This is a genomic window from Niabella pedocola (assembly GCF_021044425.1).
In the GTDB taxonomy this organism is placed as follows: domain Bacteria; phylum Bacteroidota; class Bacteroidia; order Chitinophagales; family Chitinophagaceae; genus Niabella; species Niabella pedocola.
On the sequence record NZ_JAJNEC010000004.1, the window covers coordinates 892,392 to 909,351 of the forward strand.

The 16,960-nt window shown below is 45.8% G+C and carries 10 protein-coding genes, 1 tRNA gene and 1 riboswitch; of the genes, 2 read left to right on the plus strand and 9 right to left on the minus strand.

Features of this window, described 5'->3' with window-relative positions:
* Window positions 1–179: 179 nt before the first annotated feature.
* A complete protein-coding gene (locus LQ567_RS07510; protein WP_231003746.1) occupies window positions 180–1,049 on the plus strand; it encodes an AraC family transcriptional regulator in 870 nt (289 codons plus the stop codon).
* 33 nt (window positions 1,050–1,082) lie between these two features.
* Window positions 1,083–3,911: an endopygalactorunase gene (locus LQ567_RS07515; protein WP_231003748.1), complete on the plus strand. Its 2,829-nt coding sequence runs from the start codon at window positions 1,083–1,085 to the stop codon at window positions 3,909–3,911.
* 282 nt (window positions 3,912–4,193) lie between these two features.
* On the opposite strand, the gene LQ567_RS07520 is transcribed toward LQ567_RS07515, so the two are convergent.
* The 9 genes from LQ567_RS07520 to LQ567_RS07560 all read right to left on the minus strand — a co-directional run bounded on the left by LQ567_RS07520 (window position 4,194) and on the right by LQ567_RS07560 (window position 16,230).
* Window positions 4,194–5,093, minus strand: coding sequence for a right-handed parallel beta-helix repeat-containing protein (locus LQ567_RS07520; protein ID WP_231003750.1), 900 nt, complete (start codon window positions 5,091–5,093; stop codon window positions 4,194–4,196).
* A 273-nt stretch (window positions 5,094–5,366) separates the two neighbouring features.
* Window positions 5,367–6,464 carry a DUF4998 domain-containing protein gene (locus LQ567_RS07525; RefSeq protein ID WP_231003752.1) on the minus strand — a complete coding sequence of 366 codons (1,098 nt, stop codon included), beginning with the start codon at window positions 6,462–6,464 and terminating at the stop codon, window positions 5,367–5,369.
* Between the two features lie 26 nt (window positions 6,465–6,490).
* Window positions 6,491–7,696, minus strand: coding sequence for a DUF4959 domain-containing protein (locus LQ567_RS07530; RefSeq protein ID WP_231003754.1), 1,206 nt, complete (start codon window positions 7,694–7,696; stop codon window positions 6,491–6,493).
* A gap of 11 nt (window positions 7,697–7,707) precedes the next feature.
* Window positions 7,708–9,624: a RagB/SusD family nutrient uptake outer membrane protein gene (locus LQ567_RS07535; protein WP_231003756.1), complete on the minus strand. Its 1,917-nt coding sequence runs from the start codon at window positions 9,622–9,624 to the stop codon at window positions 7,708–7,710.
* Window positions 9,625–9,643: 19 nt separating this feature from the next.
* Complete coding sequence (locus LQ567_RS07540) at window positions 9,644–13,039, minus strand: TonB-dependent receptor (RefSeq protein ID WP_231003757.1); 3,396 nt, start codon at window positions 13,037–13,039, stop codon at window positions 9,644–9,646.
* A 207-nt stretch (window positions 13,040–13,246) separates the two neighbouring features.
* Window positions 13,247–14,437 carry a FecR family protein gene (locus LQ567_RS07545; RefSeq protein ID WP_231003759.1) on the minus strand — a complete coding sequence of 397 codons (1,191 nt, stop codon included), beginning with the start codon at window positions 14,435–14,437 and terminating at the stop codon, window positions 13,247–13,249.
* A gap of 83 nt (window positions 14,438–14,520) precedes the next feature.
* Window positions 14,521–15,105 carry an RNA polymerase sigma factor gene (locus LQ567_RS07550; protein ID WP_231003761.1) on the minus strand — a complete coding sequence of 195 codons (585 nt, stop codon included), beginning with the start codon at window positions 15,103–15,105 and terminating at the stop codon, window positions 14,521–14,523.
* Between the two features lie 565 nt (window positions 15,106–15,670).
* Window positions 15,671–15,745, minus strand: a tRNA-Met gene (locus LQ567_RS07555).
* 203 nt (window positions 15,746–15,948) lie between these two features.
* On the minus strand, window positions 15,949–16,230 hold the full coding sequence (locus tag LQ567_RS07560; protein ID WP_231003764.1) for an RNA recognition motif domain-containing protein: 282 nt from the start codon (window positions 16,228–16,230) through the stop codon (window positions 15,949–15,951).
* 598 nt (window positions 16,231–16,828) lie between these two features.
* Window positions 16,829–16,939, plus strand: a riboswitch (TPP riboswitch).
* The last annotated feature ends 21 nt before the right edge of the window (window positions 16,940–16,960 follow it).

Here is a 16,960-nt window from a genome sequence, read left to right on the forward strand (position 1 = left end):
CATCCTATAGACTGGTTCTTAAAAACTTCAATCGTTAGCACAATATGCAAATAAAAACGTTTTTACAGCAATGGATTTTTTTATATTATCCAACTACTAAACAATTTTAGCTTCACCAAACAGCGCCATGATTTTCTGACGTATATTTCACTACAATTTCTTGTCAACACAAATTCCGGATGAAACCGCAAGTACTAAAAATGGCCAATACGCCAGGCGCTTCTTTTGAGTTAAGAAGAGATCAGGTACCTGTTAATAATCGATGGCATTATCACAAAGAAGTAGAATTAATTTATGTGATCAGCGGATCCGGAACCCTTTTGATTGGCAATCGTATACGTAGTTTTTCTGCGGGAACCCTGTGTATGATAGGTGCAGGCATCCCCCATTACTGGCGGTTCGATGACCAGTATTTTGGCTTCGGCAAGGTACCCATAGACGTTATTGCGATTCATTTCCCTGAAACCTTCTGGGGGCAATCGTTCCTGGACCTGCCGGAAAACAAAGACATCCGGCAGCTGCTTGAAAGGGCAAAAAAAGGCATCCTGATACAAGGAAGCATCAAATCGCTGATTCCCACCTTTCAGTATATGCTAAGTATCAACGGCCCTTATCGCATTATTTCGCTCATAGCCTTGCTTTCAAAAATAGCGCGCTGGCCAACTATCACGTACCTGCTTCCGGAGCAAATAGCGACGTTCATCAGCACACAGGATGAAGGCCGGATCAACACGATTTATAATTATACAATGAAACACTTTAAAAGAGCTATCCGGCTGCTGGAGATCGCAGAAATAGCCGGGGTTACGCCCAATGCATTTTGCCGTTATTTCAAACAGCAAACTCAAAAAACCTATTCACAGTTTATTATCGAACTGCGGGTAAGTTATGCATGCAAACAACTGGAGGAAACCGATCGCCCCATAAAATCATTGAGCCTTGAAAGCGGGTTTGCCAATATTGCTTCATTTCGCAGATTTTTCAAGATCATTACCGGTTTAAGCCCGCTTTCCTACCAAAAAGCATACAAGGTGCGGACCACATCATAACCACGGATTATTAATCATTTTATTGAAATAATTATGAAATTTCTGACACTACTCATTTCAACGCTCTTATACGTTCCTATAAATGATCTGAGCGCACAATCGACCCGGTTTGAAAATTCCAGGTACGTTGCCGGTATCAAAACGGATACGCTGCAAATTGTTTCAGGAAGCACCTATGCGTTTACTGTAGACACCCCGGAAGACGGCGGCCTTGTTTCAACCACGCCTTCTGTCGCCGATCTGATGACTGATATTCAAAATGAGAGCGGTCGATATACGGTATACACCTCCGACGGGAAACCTAAAACATCCGGTACAATCAGCACCGGTGACCGTTTAAAAGCAGATGAACCGGGAGGAAGTGCCCGCACTCTTATCATTAAGCTGGTCCCAAAAGCGCTGGGAGGACAACTGATCGCAGAGGGGGAAAACAGAACGGTTAACACTACTTCAGACCTTACGCTCTTTTACACCGCCGGCCAGCGCAGCCCCAATGCAACCGTAACCATTTCCCTTCCCGACGGCGTAAAGGCCTCTATGCTACACACAACCGTAAACATTATCGGGCGTGGAGACGTACCATTAAAAGACCTCGAACAGCATTCAACCGGAAGATCCGGCCTGGGCTACCCTTATACTAAAACAGGACGGGTACAAATCTCCGATGACGGGCGTACGCTATTGTTAACGCACCTGGATCTGCGCCCCTCCAACGGACCCGACATCAAAATGGTGCTGCGCAATGTGCAATGGTCTAAAACCGGCCGTTATCATTTTAAAGCGCACTACACAACTACAGCTCCGGAAGTTTTCAGCAGTACGGATGCCATTGCCACTATTGCCGTTACCGAATCCATTTCTGACCTGAAACGGGCGCCCCAAAAGGCACGCATATATGATGAAATACCCGGTTTTTATACCTCACTGGAATTACAATGGCCACGGGCTGCAATACCCGGCGCCCTGGTAGAACAATCACTTGATTCCGGAAAAACCTGGACGCCTGCAAAAGCCGCCATCCGGATCAATGAAGGAAGAGCATCCCTGGCGGGCCTCCTACCCGACCGGTTCTATCTATTCCGGTTGCAGGTCGGCAACGGTCGTCATAAAGGTGCATCCAACCATATTGCATTCTACTCCGGGAAGATTGATATCAAACATTTTGGCATCACCGGCAACGGCGAAACAGATGATACGGAATCCATTAACAGCGCCATTCGTCAGGTGCATGCCTGGGGAGGCGGCACGCTCTTGTTCAGTAAAGGAGTCTATAACATCCGGACCGCGCATTTGCAAAGCAATGTGTGGCTTTACGTTGCGGAGGGTGCAGTTATAAAAGCGCTGAAAGGTGGAGACGCGCCGGAAACCACCTGGTACAGCGATAAAAAGTACCGTTCGGGCCTGTCCCCAACCGACATCGGACCCTATGAAGACCCCGAAAACTGGCTTACCAAGCAGGATGTGGGACACACTTTTTTTAGGAATGCCATGTTTTTTGGAGAACGGATTGACAATATAAAAATCGTTGGCAACGGGTATATTACCGGGAACGGGAACCTCGTTACAAGTGATAAGGTAATGAACAATGCCCCAGACAATCGTTGTGACAAGATGTTTTCGCTGAAACTCTGCACCAACATAGAAATTGGTGGTCTCCGGCGTGCCGAAGACCTATGGTACGACAGTACCAGGGATGAACCCTATTATATTCTGAAAGGCAACAAAAAAGATTTCGACACCGGTAATATGCTACACATAGACCGCGCGGGACACTTCGTGTTGCTGGCAACCGGAACGGATACGGTAAATATGCATGATACCTATTTTGCAAAACACCATACGTCCAATGTGCGGGATATTTACGATTTTATGAGTTGCAACGATGTTATTGTAACGAATATCTATTCAAAAGTAAGTTCAGACGACATTGTTAAGCCTGGATCCGATTGCTCGCTTGGATTTACACGTCCGGCCAGGAACTATCGGATCCGGAATATCATTGGTGACACCAATTGTAACCTGTTCCAGATAGGCTCCGAAACGGCCGACGATATCACTGATATTTGCGTGGATAATATTTACGTGCTCGGCGCCAATAAAGCGGGCTTTTCTATTTCCACCAACGATGGGGGGCATATCCGGAATATCCACCTCAATTGCGGACATACCGGCGTACTGCACCATCGTTCAAAAATGCTTCGTACTTATACTCCATTTTTTATATCTATTTCCAACAGGGGGCGTGTGTTAGGCGCCCATGCGCAGCTTTACCGTTTCAAAGAAAACGGAACTACCCGTAATGAATTACTGGTAACCAATGTGAATATCGGAACCGTTGAAAATATCATCTTAAATGGTATCGATATTTCGGAGGTTTATGCCGGAAGTTCCTTCGGCAAAGAAGGAAAACGCTGGTCTGCATTCAATGGAACCCAACGGACCGCCACCCCCATTGTTGCCGGCTACCGGCTGCCGGGTGCAAAAGACCTGGAAAGCGGTGAGCCTTTCCGGTTGCCCAACGGTATCCATACCGGCTATATCAAAAATATCACGTTTAACGATGTATCCATACAGGTAAAAGGCGGCCATCCGGCTGCAGATACAACCGCCAACCCTCCCGAATTAGGCGTGGGCCAGTACAACGCTTCCAACCTGAAGCTTCAGCCTTCCTGGGGAATATGGGCGCGGCACGTACAAAATCTGACGATTAAAAATTCAAAATTTACTGTTGAACAACCAGACGATCGGTACACGTTCTACCTGGATGATGCGCAAAACGTTCAATTATTAAATAATAAAACATCTTCAAAAATCAGCCAAACTGTGGGCAGCAGAACTGTAACGGGATTAACTGTGCGGTAAAAGAGGGTTCCCGGCTTCTCCGCCGGCTTAGCCAATGCTAAGGGTGCGCTCTTTTACGCATTATTTCCCCCACCACATTTATTGTTACCCAGGTTTTGCTGTATCCGGCTATCGCGGCCTTCGTACCTGTATCAGCGGCATTGGCCTTATCGGTTTTATTGCCAAACGAATCCTTCTTCTTATCAGCTTTATTTCCAACCGGCATAGGAAGAAACAAATACTTCTAGCGGCGGTTCCGGAGTTTATCTCCAAAGGCCACCTGTCCCATTGTCCTTGTTCATTCTAAGGTTCATTACAAATGGTACCACCTGAATTGCCCGTCATAGTATTACCCCATTGGCCAAAGTTTGTTACCAATGCAGGATGCCGTATGCTAATGGCGCAACCACTATTATTGGTAATGCTGTTATTATATACCTGGCAACCGTCATCAGGCTGATTGAGATTGTTTTGAAAACGTATCGCATGACCATAAGTCCGGTCAATTGTACAGTTAAAAATATTGGCCCCGTTGGCCTGGTCGATACCGATACCGCCTACTCCGCGATAGCCCTTATTGTTCTTATAGATCCATATATTACTCACGAAACAGTTGTGAGAACCGCCATCGATCGTTAGTCCCTCTGCACCATTTTCATATAACTGCCCATTTTTGATCGTATTGTCTGAGCTGGCCCATTGAGAAATACCACACATATAGTTATAATAGCACTTCACGCCTTCTATCCAAAGCTGATTGGCCTGGTGAATTAAAAGTCCTGTATTCCCGCTATTTCTGAAATGACTATTATAGATTTTTGTTTGGTTACCATAAACGCGCATATTGGGCTCCGGCAAATTCCCTCCGTCTATATAGATCCAGTCTATTACGGTGTTGATCACACCTGCATCCACATCTATAACAGAAACTCCTTGCTCGGGCGCAGCCGGAGCCTTACGCAGATAATTAAGCGGATCTGTACCATTATTTTCGCCCCTGATCGTTAGCCCACTTTTATTTACGTGCACGGTTCCTGTAAAATAATGATTTCCTGATCTGACCACAATGATATCGCCTGAAGCAGACTGGTTGATCAGGCCCTGAAAGGCAGCGGTTTCATCGGGGCCGTTTTGCGCACTCAGGTACCGCGTGGTAGCCAACAAGGCTTTGCCGGACACTTTTGCTGCAGAAGTCTCTTGCATAAGATCTGCATCCGGCGGACCAGAATGCACTGACTTACTACAGGAACACAAAAAAAATAAAATACAAAAAAAAATGGCATCAACAGAATACGTCTTTTTCATTTTTCTGATATTTAAATTTTAAAAAAGGAGTTTCTTATTATAACCAGCCCGCTCAGGCATCCGCAACTGCAGGAAGCACTTAATAACTATCTGTTCATGAGGTTCCCTTCGGGTTCTCCCGCTTTATTTTTCATTCAGAAATCGGCGATGAAAGAACAGGAGTTGAGCCGGTTAAAAACCGTATGCACTAATTTCTCCCAATACCATCAAAGGGCCCTCGCCGGTAAGCGCCACAAATTTAAAATATCTGCCCGAGGCCGCCGACGTAATGGGAAAAAGCTGCTCACCATTTGCCAGCCTGTTAAAATTAAAGGTCCCAAGGTCCATCCAGGTAATATTGTCTTTACTGATCAGCACCTGGAATGTATTGGGACCACGGGCATCGCCTGCGGGCACATCTTTGTTGGTACGCTCAACGCCAAACTGTGTAAACGTCTGTTCCGATTTCATATCAACAATTACCCAATGCGGATAGGGTGCTGCAGAAGGAATGGCCTGCGTGTGCCACCGTGTGGTGAATGTACCGTCAATCACAGCGGCGGCTCCTCCACCTGGTTCCGGATGCTGGTCGGAGAAGCTGACAACGCTCCACTTTGTTTTATCCAGTTTTATATCCCTGACCCTGCCATATTCTTTATAAATCGTATCAACCGCATTGGAATCCGCAAGAAACATGGAGCGGTACTCAAATTTCGTGTCTGCTGCAAAATCACTGATGACGCTTGCGCTCTGTGTATTACTGACAAAAATCTTTTTCTGCGCCCCCGCTGTGTCCTTATACATCAATTGTAACCCCACTTCCCCGTTATATACAGCAGCCGCCCCCCAGTTAATGGTTAAAATGCCGGCCCATACTGCAGCAGACGATACAAAACGGTTCGCCAAAGCAGCCAGGTAGCTGTCACCATACGCCCGGCCATTTACTTCCACCGGTACAGAACTGTTGCCTTTGTTATCAAAGGTTTTAACGATAAACGTATAGTACTGCTCCTGCAACCCCATAATGGGCACAGAAATGGTATCCTGGTTGGCTGCGATGTTTACCAAAACAGAATCGCTGTAGTTATTCCAATAAACTTTCGCACTGTGTACATTAGGGTCGGAGGCGCGGGGCCACACGATCGCCACTTTTTTGTAGCCGGGCCGCACCACAGCTTTTGCCTTTTCCACGTATACCCTGCCTCCGGGTTCAATAAGATTTTTATAACTGTCATCTATTTTTGAACAGCCCCATGCCATGAACAGGATACATAAAAATAATTGCTTCATGAATCAATGCTTTTGAATGATAATAATTATGGCTCTATTTTCCCCCAGAAACTGATTTCGGGAATTACAATCTGGCCGATAGGCCCCGAACTGGCATAGGTGGCAATGGTTTTGAACCGGATGTAGCGGAAAGCGCCCTGGTCCCCGGTAAATTCAAAATCGCCGCCGCGTACAACGGAGTAGGTCCTGTCTTCTTCTGTAATCTGCCCCTGCGGTAATCCTGAAGGTTTAATAAATTCAAAACTACCCAGTAGCTTCCAGTCATCCCAACTACCATTGGCTGGAGGATTATTGGATCCCCATATTTCAAATTGTTTAACGCTGGCCCCCAGGTAGGGCGATTCATGATAATGCATTACTTTCATACGGCTTGCCGTTACTGTTTTACCAAGATCGAGCGTAAACCATTGCGGTATCTGCAAGGTATGTACCGTGGCAAAAATATTATAGTTCCCGATCCCCCATGAATCATCGTATACATGTGGAAGATCATATGATTCTACATTCTGATAGGTATCTGTAGGCAGGTACATCGCCTTCCAGGTATTCTTGGGAATAAACTGCTCAAACAATGGTTTAATACGCTGCTCCACCTGTGGTGAGCGGTTATTCCATCTGTCGCGGACATATACTGCAAATCTCTTTGAAACAGTATCAAACCCCCTGGCTGAAAAAGTGCCTGAATCGAGCGCACTGTAATAAGAGTTGATTTCTTTATAAGTGCCGTCTCCCGTAGTGTCGTACAACAACGTAAAGGCGAGATTTGCATGTGTTGGATTTTTATACCTTAAACGTACGCCACCAAAAGTAGGCTCAAGACTGAGGGATTGCTGCACCAACATTACAGGAGGCATCATGGGAACCAGGTCAACCGTTACAGGGGTTGATTCTTTTTCATTTTTCCCAACACTGTATATTGTAATCTGTCGCGGGTTTACATCTCCAAAACCAGACACCATAAGTGTGTCTTTAAAAACAGAAGATTTGGTCTCTGCTTTTACCCCCGGTTGTATTTCATACACTGCTTTTACATAAGAGAGGTTGGCATCTACCGGCAGCTTGTATGTGATAATACCACCGCCCGGTGTTGGCTCTACCTTTATATTCGTAACCAGTGCAGGAGGAGGTGCATTGCCATCGGTATAATTATAAATGGGCTCCTTGCCACAGCGAGCCAGTATAAAGACGGTTATTGCGATCAAACCGATTCTCAGCAAATTTTTCATTTCCATAAATTTGTGTTTTACCAGCCGATATTCTGTTTAAGGTTCGTATTTCGTGTCAGTTCGTCTTCTGATATTGGCCAGAAATAATCTTTAAGACTGAACCGTTGATTATACAGCGTAACGGGATTGTAATACGCTATAGCCACACTTTGGTATATATCCCAGCCGCGCAGGGGCGCATTATATTCCTGTATTCCTTCCTTCCAGCGCCTGAGATCCCAAAAACGGTGACCTTCAAACATCAACTCCAGGTTGCGCTCTTTGTGAATGATACTGCGCAGGCCATCCTTTGTTGTATATTTTGCAGGATTTTTTGAAAAATTGGTCCAGGCCGTTTCAATTGCAGGGAGCCCCGCCCGCTCACGTACCAGGTTTACATACTGATATACCTGAGCACCGGGGCCGTTCGCCTCGTTTAACGCTTCTGCGTATAAGAGGTAAAGATCCGCCAGGCGCATAAGCGGCCAGGCATAGTTTACGTAGGAATACCGGGTTGTGTGATCCATGGTATTTTCAAAATGCACTACTTTTTTTATGGCATATCCTGTAACCGGGCCATAAGCAGGATTGCTAAGCCCGTTCACCTGCCCGCGTTTTGAGGAAATGTAATAAAGATCGAGCGGTTTGCTGTCGTCAAACCGTCCCTGTCCGTACCAGATACCGCCGTCAAAACCCAGGCTGGCGTAGAAGCGCTGCTCCCGGTCAAAATTAAGTGTTGCTGTGGTATAGCCCTGTCTTATCATCAGTCCATCGGCGGCAATGGCCGTTCTCAATGCATAGCGCTGATCATAACTATATGTTTTATCCTCTTCAATAGGCACGCCATTTTTTGTATAAAACTGTTCTGCAATCTTAATCGGCGCTTCCAGAGCATTCAACATTACTATATTATCCGGGAAGGCCGGATCCCACTTGGGAGGGGTAGCAAACTGTATATTATTTGCCCAACTTTGAGTATTGGCCCATATGATTTCATCGTTCCATCGTTCGGTAAGTGCCGTTCTTATGCCCAGTTGGGTGCGCATCGTATTCGTGAGCGTTACATTTTTATAAACAGCCGGCACCGTATGTAGCGTGTACCCAAGTTCTGCGCAAATATCAACAGCTTCCTTACAGGCAGTAACAGCCGCTGCCCACTTTGCGGGATCAGCCGTTTGATTAAACAGCAGGGTTCCATCATTGTTCTTCAGCGTGGCGGCGTCCGTATTCCCATTGTATAAAGGACTGGCGGCAGTTACCATAATCTTCGCTTTTACTGCATAAGCAACCGGTTTGGAAATACGGCCTAACTGATCCTGGTTTGTAATTGCATCCGGCAGCGAGTCTTTTGCTTCATCCAGTAGTTCATTAATATAGCTAAAACATTCGTCAGCGGTGTTTCTTGCAGCTTTTACAGCTTCGCTCGGGGCATCTACCGCCAGGTTTTGTTTTATAAGCGGCACAGGTCCATACATTCGTAACAGACAGAAATGATACCAGGCCTTTAAAAATTTCACCTCTGCGATCCAATAAGTCTTCATACTGGGTGGCACGCCGGGTACTTTCCGGGCATTCTCTAAAAAAATGTTACAGTCCCTGATCGCTTTGTAATAGGATACCCAATACTCCTGTCCTACAGGCGTTACAAAGTTCTGGTTGCCACGTGCAATGTTGAACATCTGTCCTAATTGACTCCACCGGCTTTGTAAAGGGATCATTTCATCTCCCCCCGTTAAGGCGGGGTTTAAATTCGGATCTGCATCTTTTAACAGGTATGAATAGCAGGTTCCGAGGTATTTTTCAGCCTGCGTTCGGGTAGCAAAAGCATTATCAATGGTTGCAATATTGTCCGGCACAATATCGAGGTATTTTTTACACGAAGTAAGTACGATCGATACAACAATACCTGCTGCCCAGTATAATCGCTCCTTGTTTTTTATGCTGCAAAATTTCATGTTATCAGTTTTTAAAGCGTTAGTGGAAAGTTATGTTCAGGCCCACATTGTATACCCTTTGTAAGGGATATCCTAACCCGTTACCGGCCATTTCCGGGTCCCACATTTTAAACTTACTGAACGTAAGCAGGTTGAGCGCATTTACATAAATCCTTAAGTTGTTTGCCTTCAATTTGTCCTGGATGCTTTTCGGCAGGGTATAACCCAGTTCTACCTGTTTCAGCCTGAGAAAAGCGCCGTTGCGCATCCACCAGGTACTGGCCTGCGTATTATTTCCCTGTTCAATAGAAGTACGGTCATCTTTTTCGCTTAACCGGGGCATCACTGCGTACACATTTTGATTTGACTCGGACCAATAACTATCGGCATAGGCTTTGAGCAGCTGGGTTTGTCTAAAGAAAGGCATGGTACCGGTGTATAAACCATTACTGCCGAAACCTGCCACATTGATCCAGAATGATTCCCGGGCGATGCCGTTAAAGAAAAAGGAAACATCAAAATTTTTAAAGCCGGACGAAAGACCGAAGCCATAATTAATTTCAGGCGTGGTAGGATAGCCGATCGGCGCCTTGTCTGCTTCGGTGATCTGACCGTCATTATTAATGTCAAGATATTTAATATCGCCTCCCATTGCGCCATCTATAAAGTTTTGCCGGGGCGCGTTGGCAGCTTCTGCGTCATCTATAAATAGTTTCTCTGCAATATACCCATACACCTGCCCGATAGGCTGGCCCGCATGCGAGCGGTATTTATCTTTATATACCGGTTCTTCATACACATCATACCGGCTTTTTGCATAAGTAAAATTGCCCAACGCAGATACCCATAAGTCATTGCCAAACGTTTTCTTATAATCTAGCGAAGCATCGATGCCCCTGGAAGAGGCCTGGCCCACATTGGCCCGGTTTACAGCAGAAAGCCCCATGGTGGCCGGCACATAAGCCCTGTCCATCAGGATGTTTTTTCTTTTCTGGAGAAAATAATCCGCCTTTAAATTCAAGCTGTTGAACAGTTCCAGTTCCACGCCATAATTCTGCTGTACAGAAGTTTCCCAGCTAATATTGGGGTTTGCATACCGGTTTACCAGGATACCATTTGAAGGAGTGTTTTCTAAAAGGCCAAACCTGTAGGCTCTTTGCGCGCTGTTCATGTTTACTTCCGATAAATAGAAGAACCGGTCATCGGGGCTGCCGATGGCATCGTTGCCTACCAGGCCATACGTTGCCCTGAACTTTAAATTCGATATCACGTCAATGAAGGGCGTAAAGAATTTTTCGTTGGAAACAGTCCAGGCAATACCTGCCGACGGGAAGAATCCAAACCGCTTTTCCTTTGAAAAACGTTCGGATCCATTGTATCCGAAATTGAATTCGGCATAATACCGGCTGTCATAGCCATAGGTTGCGCGGCCCGATACACCAATATTCCTAAAAGGAAGCGATTTCTGAAGGCTGCCCGCATTGGCATTTAAGCGCTGGTTCAGCATATAGACCAATAATCCACTGACATTGTGCTTGGTGTTGAAGGTTCGATTATAGTCCAGCTGCGACTGCATATAGAAAAAGGTTTCAATCGTTTTTGGGCCCTCCGAGTAACCCAGGTATTCTGTCCCTTCTGCTTCATTAAGCGGCATCAGGATATATCGATCCGTTGTACGATCGTAACTGGCCACCTGATAAAAATAGGGGTTATAAAACCGGTTAACATCAAAAAAAGAGGTTCGGTTTGTATTCATCATCGTATTCCAGGTAAGTCCTTTTACAACAGTACTAAGATTCTGTTTCAATTCCAGCTGCGCCAGCATTAAAGAACGTGAATAATCCCTGTACCCTTTTACCATGTCTGCATACGGATTAATAAAGGGGCCGTTCTGATCGGTTCCGCCAAACAGGATATGCCGGGTTTCGATGTTGGCTGAATCCGGGGGGAAGAATGCAGGGTAGGCCACCGGGTTGGCATGCATGGCGCTGTAATACATCTGGTCACCGCCCGGTACGGGCCCTGTATAGTCATCAAAATTGCCGTTGAGCCGCACCGTCAACATGGTAGATCTTGTAATATCGATATCCACGTTAGAGCGGAGCGTATAACTTTTCAAATTAATATTGTTATTGAAATTGTTTCGCCCGTCTACCTTCAGCACACCGTTATCCTTATTGAAAGCACCGGATACAAAATATCTGGCCACACCGCCGCCGCCGCTCACATTAAGGTTATAGCGCTGGTTTACTGCATATTTCTTAAACAACATACCGATCCAGTCGTTTTGCGGATATACATACGGGTTGGCACCAGGAGTGGCAGTGCGTTCAATTTTTTCCTGCGAATACAATAACTGTATATTGCCCCGGGTAGCCCTTGCCTCATTCGCCAGCATCATATAGGTAACCGGATCGGCAAGCTCAACCGTTTTAGTGGGTGTAGAAACCGAATTTTCCACCCGCAAAGAAACCTTGGCTTTCCCAACAGTTCCTTTTTTGGTGGTTACCAGTATAACACCATTAGCGCCACGCGCGCCGTACACGGCGGTGGAGGTTGCATCTTTTAGTATGGAGAAGGTGGCAATATCATCCGGTTGCAGACGCGCCAGGTCGGTGGGGGTCAGTTCAATCCCATCGATCAGGATCAGGGGGTCGCGCTTATAACCAAAGGTTGTGACACCGCGGATAAAAAATTCGGCATTGTCCCTGCCCGGCTCCCCGGTACGTTGAAAGGCGATCATACCGGCTACGCGACCAGCCAGCGCAGTGGTAAGGTTACTCGCAGGTATCTTTAGATCTGACGGACTTACAGAAGTAACGGCCCCTACTACATCTCTCTTTTTTTGCGTACCAAAACCCACTACTACCACTTCCTCTATCTTCTGCTTTTCCAAATCCGGCTCCAGGGTAATCGTCATGTCCCGTGCACGGCCTACCTCAATTGTTTTTCCCTTGTATCCCACCGATGTGATCACCAGCGAGTCGGTGTCGGCGTCTACTTCGATCATAAATTTTCCATTGAGATCGGTGGAAGCACCGCGGCTGGTGCCCCTAACGGAAACAGATGCTCCTGCAATCGGTTCTCCATTTTCATTGACCACTTTGCCGTTTAACACCCAGGAAAGTGGTATTACCCGCTGCTTGTTGCTGGTAATAAGGATTGCCCGGTCCATCAGCTGGTAGGTAAACGGCTGATCTGCAAAACACAAATCCAACGCCTGTTTCAGCGGCACGTCTTTCAGATTAACAGACAGGTTCCGGGCATTCCGGATCTCCCGAACATCCGCCAAAATGGAATAACCGCTTTGCCGGCCGATCCGTTCGATAACCGTTTTAAATGGCTCATTTTTGACCTTTAATGTGATCTGCTGAGACCATACCGATGCGTTCACCTTTAAACAAGCGATGATCACCAGCAAAATGGTTAATTTCATTGCCAACAAAATTTTTAATTCGGTTCCTTTACAAGCAAAAATGACACGGACAATCCGACACAGGCTGCGGCCTATGTAATGAATTTTAAAATTCATACATTTGTAATTGTTATGGTTTTAGATAATAAGACTCCCTGTTTTTTTATCCGGGCCTAACATCACCGGAAGTGTTGCCGCACTTCCGGCTTTGTTTTTATGGTTCACCGGTTATTCAGTTACATATATTTTTCTTCCTTCCGTTTTAAAATGAATATGACCTACGATTTCCAGCATCTGCAAAACCCTTGAAAGCGGAACGTCTCTTTCAATTTTGCCGTAAAAAAGATTATCGGGTAGCCGGTCGTACACAAACTCCACATCGTACCATTTCCGGATCTGTTCTTCCATGGCTTTAAAATCTGCAGAATCAAATTCAAAGTATCCATCCTTCCAGGCCATGCTCGCTTCCGGATTGCTTTTATCAGTAACGGTGATAAGGCCCTTTCCTTTCACAAATGCCGACTCCTGACCGGGTTTCAATATACGGGAAACTCCCGCCCCTGATAATTTAATGCTGCCCTCCAGCAATGTAGTTTTAATCACAGAGGCATCAGCACCGGTATTGACCACAAAATGGGTGCCCAATACTTCTACCGCCTGGTTATCAGAAACCACCCTGAAAGGTCTGGCAGCATCCTTGGCTACTTCAAAATAGACCTCACCGGAGGACTGCACCTGGCGCTCTTGCTTCGAGAACAACACCGGGAACCGCACAGTGGAACCGGCGTTCAGCCACAGCTTTGAGCCATCCGGCAATTCAACCCCAGACGCCCCACCAACCGGTGTTGTAAACGTAGTAAATAAGGATCCCTGCGCTGCCTGCTCTTTTGCATCGGAAACCCGGAACTGTACAATACCTTCTTCCGACCTTGAAATAACAAGACCATTCCTGTTATACAAAATCCCTTTTGAAGTGCTGTCAACCCGCAGGGAGGAGCCGTCGGAGAAATGAATTACAGCCTTTTCGGTGCCGGGCAGGATTTCCTTTTTACCGGCCATAACGGCCGGAGCCAGCGGCGTCAACCGATCCTGATACAGCTGAAACCCGAACCATCCTATTATAAAAACGGCCGCAGCAGCGAGCAGGTACCGTTTTATGGAACCGCCTTTTTTCTTTTCAGCGCCCGTTGCAACAGTTTCTAACAACAGCGCCCGGATGCGGTCGCTTTGCCCCTTCGTTATTGCCGTTTCCTTTACGGCCTCCGGGTGATGGTATTGCCGGTATATTTCAGCCAACAACGTACGGTTGGATTTTCGATTCCGGATATATTCCATCAGTTCGTCTATCTCTTCCGGAAGACATTCACCGGTAACATACCTGCGCATCAGCTCGTCATAATAATGGGTATCCTTTTCCATTGACAATACACTTTAGCCGTTAATACTATAATATCCCTCCTCTTTAAAAGAGGGTGGATACAAATTCACATTTTTTTAAAAAATCAGAAAAATGATAAAAATACAAACAGGACAAGAGGCTGGAAATCGATGTATTTACTCATGTAGTTTTTGATAGCGCGTGTGGCCAGCACCATATGCTCCTTTACGGTATTCTTAGAAATTCCCAGCTCCTGCGCCACGCCGTCGTAGGTTTTCCCCTCATCCCGGCACAGGCAGAATACTTTTTTACGCTGCATCGGAAGGCAATTAATGGCATCGGAAAGGATCGCTTCATATTCCTTCCAACGCAATTGCTCTTCGTTGGAGAAGGTTAAGGGAACCGTCATCGTTTTAACCCGCTCCGTAATTTCACACTGCCGGGCGTTTTTCTTCAAGGCCTTGAACACACAGTTCCTGGAAATTTTATACAAATAGGCTTGCAGCGACCGGGAACTATCGATCCGGTCTCTTACCCGCCAAAGCGTGAGAAATACTTCCTGGAGTACGTCTTCTGCAAGCTCCGGTAATTTCACAAACCGGATCACAAAGGCATAAAGGCGTTCATGATACAAATCGTATATTTTTGTATAAGCGTGCGTATCGCCATTTCTTAGCCCATCGATGATTGCTGTCTCTTCCAGTTTCATAGACAATTTTTTGGCGTTGATTTCATTGCAAACGAATCGTTTCCGGTTTCAAATTAAGAAAAAGTTTTAAATCGCCATCCTGCACTGTTATGAGGAATATCAGGAATGACACGAAAAATAATTATTGAAATATGGATTTCGTCAAAATATTTTTAGCTGGCCTTACGACGCCCGCGGGTACAGATCCGGAACAACTATACCAGTTAATATCATTGTAAGTCAATAACATATAATCGAAACAACGGGCAATAAATCTGCCATTTCAACCTACCCTTCCTGCGAAACAGCCAACTGCTATCGGAACATGAAACTCCGGTGGAAGCCACTAGGCTTCCTGCATCCGTGGCGCCATTCCGCCATTACAGCGTGCAGCAATACAGTAAAGTGACATATGTATCTTATACTGTTACAAAAACGGGGGCGCTCATAATATTCTCCCTCTTTGGAAAGATTATCCGCATAGGTTTTAAGAACAGGGCAATTTTTTTTCTCAGCATTTGAATTGATACGCAAGCTGGAGGGGCTGAAATAAATAAAGCCCGCTATAATAGCGGGCTTTATCTTTTGGTTGCGAAGCCAGGGATCGAACCTGGGACCTTCGGGTTATGAGCCCGACGAGCTACCGCTGCTCTACCTCGCATTGCAAAGATAGGGGAAAAAACGGAACGCACAAAACAATTGAAAAGAATCTTCACATTTTTATTGTTTTAATATTCAGCCAATGGTGACGTTTATAAAAAAAAGAATGTCAGTTCCGCTGCCTGCGGTGCTGACATTCTCCCCTATTTACCTGCAGTTACCTATCGCAATTGCAGTAATCGATGCTTTATTTAAAAAGCGGGCTTACCATTTGTTGGCGTAAGAGCGGTTGTTGCTCTTTTCTTCTCTCGGCCGGGCTTCGGTTACTTTAATTGCGCGTCCGTCTACGGTACCGCCGTCCAGTTCTTTAATCGCTTTCCGAGCCGCCTCATCATCCGGCATCTCTACAAATCCAAAACCACGGCTACGGCCGGTAGCTTTATCGGTAATAACCCGCGCGGAGCTAACTTCACCATACTCAACAAAAAACTCTCTGAGATCTTCATCGCGAACGATGAAGCTTAAATTTGAAACATAAATGTTCATAAAAAATGAAAAAATTTAAAATAAAAAATCTTTGAAAAAAACCAGTGTAAGTAGAGGCCTGTAAACCGGATGCAGCGATTGCGTAGCAGATCAGGTAGCAAACATTACAAAATGTATTCCCTTCAAACGAACCGCGCAAAGGTAAGTGGTTACTGTTAGAATCAGAATCTTTTATGACCATCCGCCTCAATTTTTCGGCGAAGCGGGCATCTTTTTCCATATTTCCCCAACAATACGGCAGGTACTGATCCCATTACCGCAGCACTGCTGCCGGAGATGCCCGGCAATCATTGAAATAATTCCGGCATTTTTCGTGAAAGGAAATAGCCATACTCCAAAATGCAGCAATATCCGTTGAAACCGCCGTCTTACAAGGCTTTCAACGAGATATCCATAGAAGACAGCCAGGCTCAAAAAGGTGCACAGCCGCTCCCGCTTTCCCATCCAATGATGCCCGTTTTCTTTTAACAACTTGTTTTATCATTAAATTTTAATAATTTCGCGGCGTTCTTTCAAAGAATAACCGGCAGGTATTGCCGGTTCAATGAGATTTTCATAGAGCTGGTATCAACATTTTTTAACGAAGTTTTGGACCGGTCTCTGGTTCCCGGGGTGCTCGATGTTCTGCGCAAGTGGAGCTGATGGCTGAGATCATACCCGTAAACCTGATCAGGGTAATGCCTGCGCAGGGAAGGATGGCTCCTTTCTTTTCAGCATTTCCCTCTCATTA

Bases quoted from the DNA above. Each gene is read 5' to 3' on its own strand.
- LQ567_RS07510 (WP_231003746.1), top strand. From the start codon at position 180: ATGAAACCGCAAGTACTAAAAATGGCCAATACGCCAGGCGCTTCTTTT.
- LQ567_RS07515 (WP_231003748.1), top strand. From the start codon at position 1,083: ATGAAATTTCTGACACTACTCATTTCAACGCTCTTATACGTTCCTATA.
- LQ567_RS07520 (WP_231003750.1), bottom strand. From the start codon at position 5,093: ATGCAAGAGACTTCTGCAGCAAAAGTGTCCGGCAAAGCCTTGTTGGCT.
- LQ567_RS07525 (WP_231003752.1), bottom strand. From the start codon at position 6,464: ATGAAGCAATTATTTTTATGTATCCTGTTCATGGCATGGGGCTGTTCA.
- LQ567_RS07530 (WP_231003754.1), bottom strand. From the start codon at position 7,696: ATGGAAATGAAAAATTTGCTGAGAATCGGTTTGATCGCAATAACCGTC.
- LQ567_RS07535 (WP_231003756.1), bottom strand. From the start codon at position 9,624: ATGAAATTTTGCAGCATAAAAAACAAGGAGCGATTATACTGGGCAGCA.
- LQ567_RS07540 (WP_231003757.1), bottom strand. From the start codon at position 13,039: ATGAAATTAACCATTTTGCTGGTGATCATCGCTTGTTTAAAGGTGAAC.
- LQ567_RS07545 (WP_231003759.1), bottom strand. From the start codon at position 14,437: ATGGAAAAGGATACCCATTATTATGACGAGCTGATGCGCAGGTATGTT.
- LQ567_RS07550 (WP_231003761.1), bottom strand. From the start codon at position 15,105: ATGAAACTGGAAGAGACAGCAATCATCGATGGGCTAAGAAATGGCGAT.
- LQ567_RS07560 (WP_231003764.1), bottom strand. From the start codon at position 16,230: ATGAACATTTATGTTTCAAATTTAAGCTTCATCGTTCGCGATGAAGAT.